The organism is Cupriavidus sp. 96C5-1 (genome assembly GCF_057798855.1).
This window is the reverse complement of record NZ_JBYOJU010000024.1, coordinates 24744-39982: the sequence shown is the minus strand read 5'-3', so window position 1 is coordinate 39982 and position 15239 is coordinate 24744. Positions and strand designations below refer to the sequence as shown.

General features: G+C 63.4%; 11 protein-coding genes. 6 read left to right on the top strand and 5 right to left on the bottom strand.

From position 1 onward, the window contains the following. Window positions 1–145: 145 nt before the first annotated feature. Together AC3FOF_RS24015 and AC3FOF_RS24010 are read right to left on the bottom strand one after the other, a co-directional pair. On the bottom strand, window positions 146–1348 hold the full coding sequence (locus AC3FOF_RS24015; protein ID WP_488727979.1) for a sensor histidine kinase: 1203 nt from the start codon (window positions 1346–1348) through the stop codon (window positions 146–148). Further along, window positions 1345–2046, bottom strand: a complete 702-nt coding sequence (locus AC3FOF_RS24010; RefSeq protein ID WP_488727978.1) for a response regulator transcription factor — start codon at window positions 2044–2046, stop codon at window positions 1345–1347. The genes AC3FOF_RS24015 and AC3FOF_RS24010 overlap by 4 nt, the downstream gene beginning before the upstream one ends. Before the next feature lie 236 nt (window positions 2047–2282). Here AC3FOF_RS24010 and AC3FOF_RS24005 point away from each other — a divergent pair, with 236 nt between their 5' ends. The 4 genes from AC3FOF_RS24005 (at window position 2283) to AC3FOF_RS23990 (ending at window position 6354) form a co-directional block, all read left to right on the top strand. Further along, window positions 2283–3098 (top strand): MipA/OmpV family protein, encoded by an 816-nt coding sequence (locus tag AC3FOF_RS24005; RefSeq protein ID WP_488727977.1) that lies wholly within the window; start codon window positions 2283–2285, stop codon window positions 3096–3098. A 1-nt stretch (window position 3099) separates the two neighbouring features. After that, a complete protein-coding gene (locus AC3FOF_RS24000; protein ID WP_488727976.1) occupies window positions 3100–3399 on the top strand; it encodes a hypothetical protein in 300 nt (99 codons plus the stop codon). After that, a complete protein-coding gene (locus tag AC3FOF_RS23995; protein ID WP_488727975.1) occupies window positions 3396–4628 on the top strand; it encodes an MFS transporter in 1233 nt (410 codons plus the stop codon). The genes AC3FOF_RS24000 and AC3FOF_RS23995 overlap by 4 nt, the downstream gene beginning before the upstream one ends. Window positions 4629–4845: 217 nt before the next feature. Then, window positions 4846–6354 (top strand): efflux transporter outer membrane subunit, encoded by a 1509-nt coding sequence (locus tag AC3FOF_RS23990; protein ID WP_488727974.1) that lies wholly within the window; start codon window positions 4846–4848, stop codon window positions 6352–6354. Here the strand turns inward: AC3FOF_RS23990 and AC3FOF_RS23985 are convergent. Further along, window positions 6323–7216 (bottom strand): NmrA family NAD(P)-binding protein, encoded by an 894-nt coding sequence (locus tag AC3FOF_RS23985; protein ID WP_488727973.1) that lies wholly within the window; start codon window positions 7214–7216, stop codon window positions 6323–6325. The genes AC3FOF_RS23990 and AC3FOF_RS23985 overlap by 32 nt on opposite strands. A gap of 79 nt (window positions 7217–7295) precedes the next feature. Here AC3FOF_RS23985 and AC3FOF_RS23980 point away from each other — a divergent pair, with 79 nt between their 5' ends. Continuing rightward, on the top strand, window positions 7296–8219 hold the full coding sequence (locus AC3FOF_RS23980) for a LysR family transcriptional regulator (protein ID WP_488727972.1): 924 nt from the start codon (window positions 7296–7298) through the stop codon (window positions 8217–8219). A 213-nt stretch (window positions 8220–8432) separates the two neighbouring features. Here AC3FOF_RS23980 and AC3FOF_RS23975 read toward each other — a convergent pair whose 3' ends face one another. After that, window positions 8433–9029 carry a hypothetical protein gene (locus AC3FOF_RS23975; protein ID WP_017228019.1) on the bottom strand — a complete coding sequence of 199 codons (597 nt, stop codon included), beginning with the start codon at window positions 9027–9029 and terminating at the stop codon, window positions 8433–8435. Window positions 9030–9123: 94 nt separating this feature from the next. On the opposite strand from AC3FOF_RS23975, the gene AC3FOF_RS23970 reads away from it, so the two are divergent. Beyond that, a complete protein-coding gene (locus tag AC3FOF_RS23970; RefSeq protein WP_488727971.1) occupies window positions 9124–9801 on the top strand; it encodes a helix-turn-helix transcriptional regulator in 678 nt (225 codons plus the stop codon). A 116-nt stretch (window positions 9802–9917) separates the two neighbouring features. On the opposite strand, the gene AC3FOF_RS23965 is transcribed toward AC3FOF_RS23970, so the two are convergent. Then, window positions 9918–15065: an autotransporter outer membrane beta-barrel domain-containing protein gene (locus AC3FOF_RS23965; protein WP_488727970.1), complete on the bottom strand. Its 5148-nt coding sequence runs from the start codon at window positions 15063–15065 to the stop codon at window positions 9918–9920. Window positions 15066–15239 lie beyond the last annotated feature (174 nt).

The window sequence follows — 15239 nt, the reverse complement described above, 5'->3', positions numbered from 1 at the left end:
AAGCGTCCGAGCGGAAAGTGTCCTTGGTGCGTACATCAATTCTCAAGCCTCGTGGCAGAAATGGTGTACGCACTTTGGCACCCGTCAGACAAGATTACGTTTAGGGCGTATCAAGATTCGATGAAGCCACGTGAAAATTCGGCCACTAAGCGGCGGGGGAACGCAGGGGGATGCGCATGCGGATCTGTGCACCGCCATCTCGACGGTTGAGCGCGGTCAGGTCGCCGCCGTGCGCAACGCAGATCGCCGAAGCGATCGACAGCCCCAGGCCACTACCCCCGGCGTGCCGTGAACGCGAGGACTCGGCTCGCCAGAAGCGCTCGCATACCCGATCCAGATGTTCCTGCGTGAAGCCCGGTCCGCGGTCCTCGGCCAGCAGGATCGCATCGCCCTCGGCAAATTCGGCGCGCAGCTCCAACGCCTTGCCCGTGGCGGCATAGCGCAGTGCATTGTCGATCAGCACCGACAGCAATTGCCCGATACGGTCGCGGTCCGCCAGCAGCGCCAAGTGTCCCGGCACCTGCAGCCGCACCTGCATACCCGTGGCCTCCAGGGATGGGGCAGCCCAGGCAATCCGTTCCCGGCACAGGTCCTCCAGGGGGAATTCGCTCAGGTGGAGTGCCAGCTTGCCGATATGCGCCATCGACAGCAGATGCAGATCGTCGGTCAGTCGGGTGAGCTGCTGCAGCTGGCGCATGACCGTATCAAACTGTCCCGGCTCGGCCTGGAAAACCCCGTCGATAATGCCCTGCAAACGCCCGATGGCAGCCGTCAATGGGGTGCGCAGTTCGTGGGCGATGGCCGCGCTGGACTCCTGCAACTCGCGATCGTAGCGCTGCAGTCGTTCGGCCATGTGATTGAAATCGGTCGCCAGATTCTGCAGCCCGGGTGGGGTGTGCGGCACCAGCTGTGCCCGTGAGGAGAAGTCGCCGGCGGCGATTTCTCCAGCCGAGAGCGCCACGGCGGTTAGCTGCCTTGAGAGTCGCAAGGATACCCACACGCCGCCGGCGACGATCAGGGGTAGTGCCAACGACACGAGCCCAGCGAAAATCAGCATGTCCTCGCGGATCACGTCTGGTGCGAAATAGTCGCCGTACAGATACTCCCCGTAGATCTGCCTCAAGCGCGCCTGATTTTCTGCGGGTGCGGCTTCCAGCAACTGGAGCTCCTGTCTCACAGGCTCGGGGATTGCCTCCCGCAAGCTGGCATTCCATAGCGCGAAGCGGTACCACATGCCGCCGCCGACCAGGGCCAGTGCCAATACCGCCAAGGCAATCATGCGCAGGCTGATCCAGCGCCACAGCGTATCGGAGCGGCCCTTGGCCGGGGTAGAGGTACGAGTGCTCATGAGGGATTCCTGAACCGATACCCGAGCCCTCGCACTGTCACCAGCACACCGGTGACACCTGCGACTTCCAGTTTTCGGCGCAGGTTGTACATGTGCGCATCGACCACGCGTTCCATTGCATCGCTTTCCGGCTGGCAGGTGGCGAGCAACTCGCTGCGGGTGAACATCTTGCTTGGGGCCGCCATCAGTAGCGAGAGCAGCTGGAACTCGGTGCGGGTCAGGACGAGCGGGGTAGAAGCGCCATCGTCAGCATTGATCGACGCCAGCGCGGCATCCAGGTCGACCACCAGCGGACCATGCCTCAGCCGGCCTGCTGTCGACAGCGCCTGCCCATGCCAACGCCGCAATACGGCATGTACCCGGGCCACCACCTCGCTAGGGTTGTACGGTTTGACCACGTAGTCGTCGGCGCCATAGAGCAGCGCGCTGATGCGCTGCGAATCACCGCCTACCGCGGTGACCATGATGACGGGTGTCGGCGCATGCTGGCGGATGGCGCTCAGCACCTCGTTGCCGTTGAGCCCTGGCAGCATGATGTCGAGCAACACCAGATCCGGCCGCCATCGGGCGTGCAGCTCCAGCGCCTGTTTTCCATCGACCGCATGCTGGGTTTGGAAATTGTCCCGCTTCAGATACGCCGCCAGAACCTCGGCGCTGTCGAAGTCGTCCTCGACGATCAGGATGCGTTCTTGGCTCATTGCTGGAGCCTCTTCACACAATCTTGATGATCTCTTGAAACTGCCTTGATGTCGCAATGCAAAGCTCACCTCCATGAACTGGTCGCCGGGACGCCACCCCTCCCATACACGCCTTGTATGAAGTCTATCGCTATCACGAGCGAATCACTCAAGTCAACAAAAGGGGGGCGGTCCGACCAGTGCAAGGACAGCGGCCGCCACGGGCCGTTCGGACATGGACCACATGAGGAGTCAACGTGAATTACATCGACAAGCGTCTCATCGCGCTGTACGCCAGCGCCTTGTTGATCTGCACCACGGGCACTGCGTCAGCGCAAGCCGAACGCGGTCCCGACCGGCGCTCGGAGCCCAAATCGGAAGTCAGCCTGGGCCTGGGTGTTGGAACAGCCCCTGAATACCTGGGCGCCAGGGACGTTCGCGTCCAGCCGGTGCCCATGGTGTTCATCAAGCAGGGCCCGTTCTACCTCGATAGCGCCCGTGGCCTGGGATACCGCTACGAAACCGGATCCGGCCTGTTCTTCGGCCAGGCGTTCAACTGGGACCCGGGACGGACAGACCGTGATTCGAACTATCGCCCAGGGTCGGACCGCCTGCGGGGTATGGGGGCCGTCAAGGGCTCACTGGTGACTACGGCCGAGGTCGGCTACAGCTTCGCGCCCTGGCTGGCTGTGCGCGCTGAAGGAGAGTTTGCGCTGACCGAGCGCGATCGCGGCAATCGCTACAGCCTTGGGCTGGAGGGCGGCCTCTGGAGCGAGGGGAAGAACGAAGTCTGGTACTCGGTCAATGCCCACTTCTCCGACGGTCGCTTCGCCCAGTCCTATTTCGGCGTCACGCCGTCGCAAAGCTCGGCCACCGGATTCTCACGCTACACGCCAGACCGCGGGCTCTACGCGTACTCCGCGTCAGTGAATTGGGAGCACCGCTTTACCAAACATTGGTCGGCACTGATCAGTGTCAACGCTGTCGACCTCGCCTGCGACGCCGGCAAGAGTCCCATCGTGCAGGAGCGGTTCAACACCTTCGCCCTGGGCGCCATCAACTACACGTTCTGAAATGGATACCCTGGAGTCCACCTACTGTGGCATAGACTTTGCCGCGACCGAGCGCCTCGCCGTGCACCGGGTGATGGGCTACGAGATCATCCGCTACGCCATCGAGCAGCGCTTCCAGACCATCAACTTCGGCATCTCCAACGAGCCAAGCAAAGTCGAAGCCGGTTGCCAGCTGCGGATGCACTACGCATGGATCGAGGCTTATCCGAAATGGTTGGGAGCCATGTTGCGCCCGGTGCTGCTCAAGGCCATCCTGCATGACAGCGGCGCTAGCAAGACCGACTCGGGCGGTACAGCATGAAACCGCATCCACACACCCTGGCTGCGGGCCTGCCCACGCTCGCCTGGCTGCAGTTCCTGACCTCTCTGGTCGACTGGATGCTGTTGGTCTTCCTCCAGCTCATGGTTTTCCAGCTCACCGGGTCGGCCTTCAACATCATGCTCTTGGTGCTGTGCGAACTGGTGCCCATGCTGCTGCTCGGCGCCTGGGCCGGCGCCATCGTCGACCGGATGAAACTCAATCGCGTGTTGTTCTGGTCCTGTGCTGCACGCCTGCTGGTGAGCTTCGCGCTGCTGGTACCGGTAGTACGCGGTGAACTGGGCGCGCTCTATGTGATCGCCGCGCTCGGTGCCGCCTGCAACAGATTCTTCTCGCCGGCCGCCAGCGCCTTGCTGCCCAGAATGGCATCCGAATCCGCCTTGCCGCGAGCCAACGCGCTGATCATGGGTGTGCGTATGGGCGGCATGGCTGCGGGCACAGTGCTGGCCGGTGTCCTGGCCAGCCGGTACAGCCTCGACCTGGTGGCGATCCTGATCGGCGTCCTGCTGCTGCTCGCCGGGGTGTGCTGCCTGCTGCTACCCGCCGTGGTTCACACCCCTTCGACCGATCCTGAGCGAGGAATCCTCGACGACCTGCGCGGGGCGATCGCGCGCTTCGGCGGCGTCTTGCTGGTGCCGCTGGCGGCCAGTGTGTTGGTCACGCTGGCCTTGGGCAGCTTCGAGATCCTGGCGCTGGTCTACGTGTCGCAGGTGCTGGGCCGCACGCCGAGCGACGTCGGTCTCCTGTTCGGCGCCTACGGCCTGGGCATGCTTGGCGGACTGCTGCTGTCGTCCTGGCGCGGGGCGATGCCGCGCTACGGGCAGGTGATGGTCGCCAGCCTGTTCCTGATGTGCTTGAGCACCTGGGCCCTGGCCCAGATCGACTCGCTCATGCTGGCACTCATGCTGGTGGCGATGGCCGGCGTAGCGGAGGGGCTGGTGTTGTCCCTGAGCCTGTTGCGTCTCTACACCAGCGTCCCCAACGCATACTGCGCCCGGGTGGTCGCGCTGCTGGATACCGCCACGGCGGCATCGTTCCTCCTCGCCGTGCTGGTGACCGGTGCCGTGGCGGATATCGTCCCGGCGACCGCCTTGCTGGAGTACATGTCCTGGATCTTCGCCAGCTTGCTGCTGCTCGGCATCGGTGCGTCCAGCATTGGGACTCGCCGTCGCGCTTCGAACCTGGGTGCAAAGGAGGCGGGCGATGCGTAGCGCCAGATTCAATTGGGCATGCCTTTGCCTGGGCTTCACCATTCTGCTGGTCGCCAACAGCGGGGTGTCAGCCAGAGTCGGCCCGGACCGAGATCCGGATACGGTCGCCACAGAGGTTCACGACACCTCCTGGTGCCACATAGTGCTGACACGGAGCTGGTCGTGCTGGGCACGTCCACGTGTGCAGTCCTCCTGTCCCTGGCGTGGATAAGCCCTGATGAACAAGATGACCTCCGTCACCGCGCTGTACGCTGCGCTCGCTCTGCTTCTGGCCGGGTGCTCGTTGGCGCCTCGGTATGAACGCCCAGCCGTGCCGCTCGCGGCTGGTTACCCTCGTGGGGCGCAACCAGTCAACGCCCCGCAGGTGGCTGTCGCCGAGCTAGGTTGGAAGCAGGTGTTCCCCGATGCGCGGCTCCAGCGCCTGATCCAGATCGCCCTGGACAACAACCAGGACCTGCAACTGGCCGCGTTCAATGTGCAGCGCGCCCAGGCCCAGTTCCGCATAGAGCGGGCCGCGCAGTGGCCCACCCTCAACGCCGCACTTCGGCAGAGCAAGGAGCGCCCCGAAGTCAGCGGCGACATCGCCGCCTATGGCGTGGGGATCACCGCCTACGAGCTGGATCTGTTCGGCCGCATCCAGAGCCTCAAGGAGGCGGCGCTGGCCAACTACCTGGGCACGCAAGCCTCCCGCAAGACGGTGCAGATCGGCTTGGTGGCGGCCGTCGCCAGCGGCTATCTCTCGCTGCTCGCAGACGACTCGCTCTACGATGTCGCCTGGCAGACCGTGCAATCGCGCAGCGCGTCGCTGTCACTGATCCAGCTTCGCCATGCCAATGGCATTGGCACCGAAACGGACCTGCGCCAAGCCGAAGGCCTGCTGGAGAATGCCCGAGCGAGCCTTGCGCAGTACGAGCGCCAGCGCACACAAGACCTCAATGCCCTGGTCCTGCTGCTCGGCGTGCCGAACTGGCCCGCAGACTTAGCTCAGGGCGATGGCGCATTGCCTGCGCTCGACGGCTTCCTCGCCGACCTGCCAGCGGGTCTGCCGTCGGCGCTGCTCACGCACCGGCCCGATATCGAAGCCGCGGAACACCAGTTGATGGCTGCCAACGCCAATATCGGCGCCGCCAGGGCCGCATTCTTCCCGCGGGTGGAACTGACCGGCTCGTTCGGCCGGGCCAGTACCGGCCTGTCGAACCTGTTCAACGAAGCCTCGCGCGCCTGGTCGTTCACCCCACAGATCACCGTGCCGATCTTCGACTTCGGCGCGAATCAGGCCAACCTGGATGCAGCCAAAGTCGATCGCGAGATCGCCACCGCCCAGTACCGGAAAACCATCCAGGTGGCCTTCAGCGAAGTGGCCGATGCGCTTGCCGGCAGTGCTACCTGGAAAGAGCAACTGCGCGCCACGCAAGCACAGGCGCAGAGCGCCCGCGCTGCATTCGTGCTGCTCGACCTGCAGTACCGGAACGGTGGGGTCGACTACCTCGCCGTGATGGACGCGCAGCGGACGTTGTTCGAGGCAGAACAGGCACTCGTCCAGGTGCGAATGGCGGCGCTGCACAACCGCATTACCCTCTACAAAGTCTTGGGTGGCGGTTGGAGTGCCGAGACCGTACGCCTTGCAGCTCATGACAGCTACGGGGCAGTGCAAGGGCGTACCTCCGCAGGTTCCGGGCTATCTACGTCCTCTTTCAGCGCTGCTGCTTCACCAACTCGGCAATGAGGTGCGCCAGCGGCGTCGTCCCCCAACGCTGCTCGGCATCGGGATCTGTCCCTACGGCGATGTGGCGGCTGTTGAGGCCTTGGGTCATGGTGGTGAATCCCGCGAGCGCGGCAGTGGAGAAGTGGGCATCCACCAGCGCGGCGGGCCAGTCTGCTTCGGGTAGCGCAGCCACACCGATCGGTCGCTTGAGCACGGCTTCCATGGCTGCGGCAACGTCGTTCGGCGAATACTCTTCAGGGCCGGCGAGGGTAACCGCCCGGGTACCCGTCCATTCCTCCAGCAGCAAATCAGCCCCCGCTTGGCCGACATCCGCCGTGGCCACCATCGAAACGAGGCGTTGCGGCGGGACCAGGAAACTCGGCAGCGCGCCGCTGCGCAGGGCCCGCTCCACCATCGGGGTCCAGTTTTCCATGAAGTAGGCCGCACGCAGGAAGGTGACGGGGATTCCCGTACCGCCAAGCCGCTGCTCGAACAAGCGGTTCATCTGGATCCAGCCGGTGCCGCTCTCGCGGTCCGCGCCAATCGAGGAGAGCGCAACCAGCTTGGGTACAGACGTCGCAACGGCAGCGTTCGCAATGACATCGGCAATCAACTCCGCCAGCTCAAACAGGTTTTCACGGCTGTAGTGCTGAGGGCTGATCACATAGGCACCTCTGACCTGACGTAGTGCCGCTGTGACCGAATCCAGGTCGGTCAGGTCGGCAACGACAACCTCGGCGCCGCGAGCAGACCACGGTCGCCCGTTTTCCAAATCGCGCACCACAACGCGCACGGGTTGCTTGGCACGCAGCAGGGCATCAGCAGCGGCGGCGCCGGTGCGGCCGGATACGCCGAAGACGGCGTAGGGATAGGTAGTGTTCATGCAATATCTCCCGTTCAGTCGAACCTGAAGAGTGCATCCTGAGCCTGTATGTCACAATGGCATGAAAGGTATAGTGACTATGCGTCAAGTGGATTTAGCATCGATCGACCTCAACCTGCTCAAACTCTTCGATGCGCTCGTTCGCGTGCGGAGCGTTACCCAGGCTGGACTGCTCCTGGGCCTGAGCCAGCCCGCGGCCAGCCGCGCCCTGGGGCGACTTCGAGTGATGTTGGGCGACCGCCTGGTGGTGCGCGGCAAGCTGGGGTTGGAGTTGACCACCCGCGGCGAAATGCTGGCAGGCCCGGTGGCCCGGTTACTGGAGGACGCCCGGAGTATCGTTTCGCCGGCCGTCTTCGATCCGGCCACTGCGACGGGACGGATAACGATTGCGGCCCATGACCACCTGAGCCTGGTGGTCGGGGCCGGGCTGATTGCCCGCTTCGAGCGCCAGGCGCCTGCGCTGAGCCTGCATATCGCGCAACCCATGGGCGACAACGTGCGCCTGGTCGAAGAAGGCGCTGTGGATCTCGCCCTGGGGATTTTCGACGCATTGCCCGGCAGCCTGCATCGTCGCGTCCTCTACGAGGACAAGCTGGTGTGCCTGGTGCGGTCAGGCCATCGTGCTGCAGCCGTCGGACTCGATCTCAAGCACTATCTGGCCCTGCGCCACATCGCGGTGACCATTTCAGGGGTGGGAGAGAGCGCGGTTGACACTGCTTTGTCGAAGAACGCGCTCGACCGCCACGTTGCGCTGCGAGTCCCTCACTTTCTCGCCGGCGCGATGATGGTCGCGGACAACGACATGATTCTCACGCTCCCGAGCCGATTGGCGCGCCTGCTGGCCGATCGGCTGCCCCTCGTACTCCTGGAATTGCCGCTGCAGATGCCACCTCTGTCGCCTGCGATGATCTGGCACGAGCGCTTCCATAGCGATCAAGCCCACACCTGGGTTCGGCAGCAACTGGTCGACGTGGTTGCAACGAGCGGCTCGACGCCTGCATGACGGATTCATCCCGGTAGCCCCGCACGGTCATAGCGCAAAGAAAGACGCCGGAAGCGATATGTCAGATAGTTCTGATTTGCCGTCGCACGCTTCGCAGATTGGATCACGGGCAACGAGGATCGCGACGCACCTGGCAGGTCGCGTCAATGCGAGGCGGTCCGATACAGGTCACCCACGTTCCGCCGCAGGGGTTCATCTCTCATCGGCGCCAAGTCAGGCAATGGACCCGAACTCCATGCTGATCGGCTCAATCAGATTGAGGAATGCCTGACAGTCCGCATTGCCGGCCCAGCTATCGCAGATGATTTGCGATTGTGCCTGAGTCACGGCGAAGGCGATATCCATGAAAATTCCGTCCTGCAGCCGGACCAGCCTTTGCCCGCGCCAGCCGGGCTGGCGAGACAGGTGGTCTGCGATCATTTTGACATGGGCCGCGCGCATGACCTCTTCACTGATACCCTGGCGCAATCGAAACCGCCCGACCTCAATGCCATCTCCGGATTGCATCAATGCCAGCCCCCCGGCTGGGGCCGCGTAGTGTCCTATGCTGCCAAACTCGGTAATCGTTGCGCGGAAATCGGCAAATTCCGCCGACGAGCCTACTATTTCCGCTGCCGCCTCGGCCGCTTCGGGGCTGGCCCAGAGAACTACATCCGCGCGGGCGCCCTGGCCCTTGCCATCGCTGAGTGACTGCCATCCCCCGAAGCCCGGCAGTCTTGCGGCGAGCATGCATGCGTTGCGGCGATGTCGGTCCGCCTCGGTGGGATTACCAACCTTGTAAGTGACGATTTCAATATAATGCTGAGTCATGGGCCATTGGCTCCTTAATGTGCTGCTCGTTGAAGCTCCACTTTAGCTGCCCCCCCTGACACCTTCTGTCAGGGGTATGCTTCAGGCTGGCTCCATGAAAATTCTTCGGCTCTTCGCTCTTCTAGATCAGCTTCGCCTCGCTCGTTATCCCATTTCAGCCGATGTGCTTGCGCAGCGTCTTGGTGTTTCGCCGCGCACTATCTATCGCGACGTAGCCAGTCTTCAGGCAATGGGCGCGCCGGTTCGGGGCGAGTCCGGGCTCGGCTATCAGCTGGAAAAGGGGTATTTCCTGCCTCCGCTACAGTTCGATCCCGATGAGATGGAAGCGATCATGCTCGGCTTGCGCCTTGTGATGGCGCGTGATGGAGGCGGCTTGCACAACGCGGCCGAGCGCGTTTCAGGCAAGGTCGCCGCAGCTATGGGCACAGACAGGGGCGAGAGGTTCCGGACGCTGCCTCTTCTGGCTGCATCGCGGCCGCGGGCGAGCGACGATCTTGCCGCGAAATGGAGTGGTACCTTGCGCAGGGTCATTCGCGAGCGGCGTATCGTGGAACTTACCTATTGCGATGTCGAAGGTCGGCACAGCCGCCGTCACCTCCATCCTTTGGGGATGACGCTTTTCGACGAAGCCTGGCTTCTGACGGCATGGTGCACGGTACGTGAAGATTTCCGGAATTTCAGGTTGGACCGGATCACCGGGATCAAGGAGATGGACGAGTACTTCCGTCCACAGAACGGGCGGCGCTTCAAAGACTACCTTGCACAGTTGTGAGTATCGCACTCGTTCGATGGCAAACGTAGCGGCGAGCGGAAAATCAGGCCCGGCACTGTCGAAGTACCGGGCCCACCACAATGTTCCCGCTTCGCCGGGATTTTCGTAGCGCTACGTCAGAACGCGATTTTCAGCCCAACCTGCCCATTGAGGCTGGTGAAGCCCGAGCCGTCGATGCTGTGCTCCACGCCAATGCGCGCGTTCACCGTGACATTCTTGCGCACCTGGCCTTCGACACCGGTCTGCAGGCGCAGCGCCGTGCCAGGCAGGTCGTTGCTGAAGCCGACATCGCCCTGGGTCGGGGTGCTGAAGCGCGTGCGGGTGCGATCGCCCACACGCTGCAGCAGGTCGGCACTTGCCCAGGTCGTGCCTGGCGCCTGTCCGGACAATTGCAGATCCTTGCTCAGGCGGGCTCCTAGACGCAGTAGTGCGGTGTCGGTGCTGGGGAACAGCACCCGGCTGGCAGCATCGGACGCATCGCGCAGGTTCAGGTGCTGGTACACCATCTGGGCCTGCGGTTGCAGGTGTAGGCCCGGTGCCAGCTCGTAGCGGCGACCCGCCTCGAGCGAGGCGGCGACGCCATAGCCGCCCGTGGACAGCCTCATGCCCTCGTTCGAGCGGCTTTTCGTGTCGTAGTAAGTGCCCTGGAGCACCGCGTCGACGTAGCTGCCATGACCATCCAGCCAGGTGCCGTAGAGCCCGAGGCTGTAGCCGGTGAAGTCGCTGTCGCCGGCGCGCGAGCGGGAGCCGGCCGCGTCGACGTGATCGGCCCAGCCATTGCTTTGGCCGATCGCCCCGTACAGGCCAGCACGGGTCGAGGCTTCGCCACGCTGCGCGCCGTACAGATCGCCCCCGATCTGCAGCGCGGCGATATTGGCTTCGCTGCGTACATTGTGACCTTGCAGGCCACTTCCGGCGCCGCTACTGCGGTCATTCTGGCCGATGACCCGCGTCCACACGCGCTGGTCGTGTCCCGGCTCCAGGTCGGCATTGGCGCCGCGGCGTTCGTGAAACGCACCCAGCACGGCATCACCATAGCGCACGGCCTGAGTTTGCAGCGCGCTGTACAGGGAGGTTTCGGCCCGGTAGTCGGGTTGACCGTTGCTTTTGTTGCTGACCAGGAACCAGTCTTCCGGCGCGCCGCTGCCTCCGCGCTGCAGGCTATAGCGATAGGCGCCGGCCAACACCGGGTTGCCCAGATCGAAGGCGGTAGCCTCGGTGGCGCCGCCATTGGTGGTGACCACTACCGGAATACCGTTGCCAGTGGTCTGATCGCCCAGGCCGCCTGCGTTGTGGATCTGCAGCACCGACAGGCCCGTAGCCTTGCCGCCATCTATCACCAACCGGTCGGTGAGCGAGCCGCTATTGCCCAACACCGTGTACAGGCCAATCCTGCCACCCAGGCCATTCAGGTTGTTGACCGTCAGGGTACGGCCCTGGGTCATCGGCAGCGGCGGGGCAGTAAACCCGATCGTCCCGGCATTGCTCAACTGGTTGACGACCGAATTCGCGGTGATGTTCCAGGTGCTGGCCGCATCCACGCTGACATCCAGCGGATCGATACTGCCGGTCAGCACGGCACCGTCGCGCAAGAGCAGCGCGCTGCCGGGCTGCCCGATGATGTTGCTTTGCAACCGGGCGCCGCCCCAGCGGCCATCGAGCACCAGCTCTCCGCCTTGCACACGGGTGTCGCCGCGGTACAGCGTCTCTCCACTGAGCGTCAGCGTCCCCGCGCCAATCTTGGTCAGACCGCCAGTCCCCGCGATATTGCCGCTGAATGTCGTGCTGTCAGCCTCGGTGGCGTTGTTGGCAGTCAGCACTGCGCTGCCCAAGGTGATCGCCCCCGCGCCGGTCAGCCGACTGGCCACCTGCTGGTAGCCGTTGAGGTCGAGCGTTGCGCCGCTGTTGATCACCACATCGCTGCTTTGCGCGAATACGTTGGCCGCGCCAGCCCGCAGCACGCCGCCATTGACGGTGGTGCCACCGCTGTACGTGTTGCCGGCGTTGGACAGTACCAGCAGGCCCTCACCTGACTTGGTCAGGCTCTTGCCATCCCATCCGCTGTTGAAGGGGCCCGTCTGGTTGGTCAACGCCAGATCCACGTCAAAGGCGGTGTTCTGCGCCATGGAGAAGGTGCCTGTGCCCAGCGTCTGGCCGCCTTGGGTCCAGGCCAGACGAAAACCGAGGTTGTAGTCCTTGCCGTCGGCAGATATGGCACCTGTCGCCGGCAGATAATCCGGGCCGATGTTGGTGAGCGGATTGTTGTTGAAGTTGCCGGTTATCCCGCCGGTGGTATGCAGCACCGTGTAGGTCTGACCCTGGATCGCGCTGGCGCGTACCGGTTGGGTACCAGCGTCGAAGCCCTTGACGGTCAGGGTGCCGTCCAGGTTAGCAGTCTGCGCGGTGATGTCCGGTGAGGCGCCAAGCGTGACGGCCAGGTTGGCGCCGCTGGTCTGGGTGAAGGAGCCACCCACCACCAGCGTTGTCGCCTGCTCGCCAATATCCGTGCTGGCACCGGACTGGGTAGTGAAGTCGCCCGTAGTCGTGAACGCGCCACCATGCTCGAAGCGCAGCGTACCTTGTCGCACGTCCACGGACCCGACCTGAGAACCCGCCCCAGCGAGCACTAGTGTTCCGTTGCCAGTCTTGGCCAGTCCGCCGGTGCCGCTGAATACGCCATTGAAGGCGCTGCTCTCGGTGCTGGAGGCGTTGTTGGCGGTCAGCGTGGCGCTACCGAGCAGCACTGAACCGTCACCGGAAAGTTGGTTGGCGATCTGGTCGTGGCCGTTGAGGTTCAGGGAACCAGCACGGTTGACGATCACGTTGCTGCTCTGCGCGAAGACGTTTGCCGCGCCGGCCTGGAGGACGCCGCCGCTGATGGTCGTGCTGCCGGTATAGCTGTTGGCGCCGGCCAGCACCAATGTACCCAGATCGGTCTTTTCGATGCCACCCGCGCCGCGCAGTACCGAAGCAATGCTGGCTGAAAAGCCGGCGCCGGCCGCTGTCCCGTCGCCCACCCGGATGATGTTGCTGCTGGTGGACAAGGTGATCGGATCGCCCTGGACGCGGTAGCCGTCAATTGCGAATTGCATGCCTGAGGAGGTGACATCGCCACGGCTGTTATCTACCGTGACAGTACCCGGCGCCCCTGCGAAGGTTGCGAAGCTCCCATTGGCGTAGGAGTCGTTGATTGCGCCGGAAGCAATGGTCCAGTTGTCGTTGCCGCCAGCGCTTTGCCAAATGCCGTTGCCGCCATCGACGAGGTTGTTGTGCTTCGGTCCGTTGTCGCCGTCCCAGAAGGTCAGGTGCAGACCGGCACGATTGACCAGGTTCACTTGTCCCGGGATCGAGGTCAGCAACGTGTTGTCACTGCCGGCGGGCATGCTGCCTAGCGCAAGACCGTTGTCGGTCAAGGTTCCGCCGTAGTTGAAGAGCCGGTAAAGGCCGGGGCCGTACGTGCCGCCTGGCGAGGTGGAGACATTGAGCGTGCCGGCCAGCGACAAATCACCGCTGACGACGGTGAGGTCATTCAGAGTCCCTCCGGCCGTGCCGGCCTGACCGAGCCGATAGTTCAGTACGGAACTGCTGGTAAGCGTGAGGTTGCCATTGATCGTCAGTGTGCCAACTGCATTTCCCGCGCCGCCCGGGGCGAGCGTTCCGTCGTTTACGACGTTCCCAACCAGGGTTCCACTGCCTCCCAGGGTCGCACCCGATTGCACGTGGGTCATCGGCGTAGTCAAAGTGCCGTCGACGCGCAGCGTACCGCTGGCGACCGTAGCGCTGGTCGCGAAACCGCCAGTACCGGTCAGGGTCCAGTCATTGCCCTGCATCGACAGCGTCTGGAAGTTGCGAAACTTGGAGGTGTCCTCCACGTTGGCGCCCAGCAGGATCAGTTCGTTGCTGCCACGGCCACCCAGCACATTTCCATTGAGCACCGAACCGGTGTCCAGGGTCAGCATATTGGCAAAGGAGCCCGTTTGTTCAAACACGATGGCATTGCCGCCGCTTCCGGTGATGACTCCCTTGTTGATCACCATGCCGTCGGCGCCGTTCAGCGCAATGCCGGTCTGCCCGACGATGGAGCCGGCGTTGGTGACGCTGACCGGTCCAGCGTCGGAAGCCGTTGACGCAGCGCCGCTGTAAATGCCGTAGACCGTCCCATTGATACTCCCGCCCGCTTCGTTGTTGACGAAGCCGCCGTAGGACGCATTGACGGCGCCAAAGTACACGCCAGCACCGGATCCCGCGTCCTTGCCGCTTCCGCCAACAAAACTGGCTGCGTTACCGTTGATCGTCCCGGCGTTCACGAGCACGTTGGCCGAGTTGTACCGGCTGCGTACATAGGCAACCCCGCCCGCGCCGCTGATACTTCCGCCCGCGAGGTTCGAAACGGGTCCGCCACCATAGGACCAGATCCCAGAACCCAACTCTCCGGTCACGGTACCTGCGTTCACGACATGGAGATCGGTAAGCAAGTCGGTCCCTGAAATCCCGGAGCGGCCACCTGCTATGGTTCCGTCGGCATCGTTCGTGATGACGCTCGTGCCGTGGAGTACCGTTACACCGTCGCCGGCCGGGAAACTCGCGCGAATCTGTCCACCGGCGAGGTTATGAACCGTATTGGACACCGAGGAGGTGGAGCCGGAAGACAAGTAGATCCCCGCATACCCGCCCAGCACCTCACCACGGTTGACGACGTCAGCCCCTGTGCCGCCGTTCGGTAGGGAGGCACTCAGCCCGTAGTAGGTTCCGCTGATGGTACCTGCGTTGTTCATCAGTATCTGGCCGGACGCGGCAACGCCAGAGTACCCCTGGATCAATGCACCGGCAGCGTTGGTCACGCGAAGCCCGGCAGCCCCATAAATCCCCTGGCTACCGCCGCTGATGACATGCTCGTTGAGAACGCTGCCCGGTCCGTTCAGCCGTATAGCCGGATCGCCTGACGATTGAATCGTTCCGCGATTGGTGATTTCCCAGGTGTCGCCCGGCCTGCCTACGATGCCCGAACCGCTTCCCGGGGCAATAGTCACCCCGGTCCCCACCAGCACCGTCGAGCCCGGCTTGGTCAGGTTCACCGTACTCGACTGATCGATGTCGATCGTCTGGTCGTAGATTTGGGCGACAGCGGTGTAGGGGAGGAACAGCGCCGTTAGGGCAAGACGTACCGCCAACGTGGTGCTATGCAGTTGACCGGCCTCGGATCCGGAATGCAGACAACGATCTGATGCCAGCTCGAAGGGCCGGCAACATGGCAAATTGCGCATGCTTGTACCTTAGTGTGGAAGACAAATCCGGTAGACTTGTCGAACCGAGGTCAGCCGCCCTGGCGGCAAGCTTGCTCTATGGAGAGGGTTCCATTATAAGATTTGTCCTATAAGAAATGCGAAAAATACTCTGACAAATCGTCACCAGCCTGGTAACGCAGGACGTAACGTGCA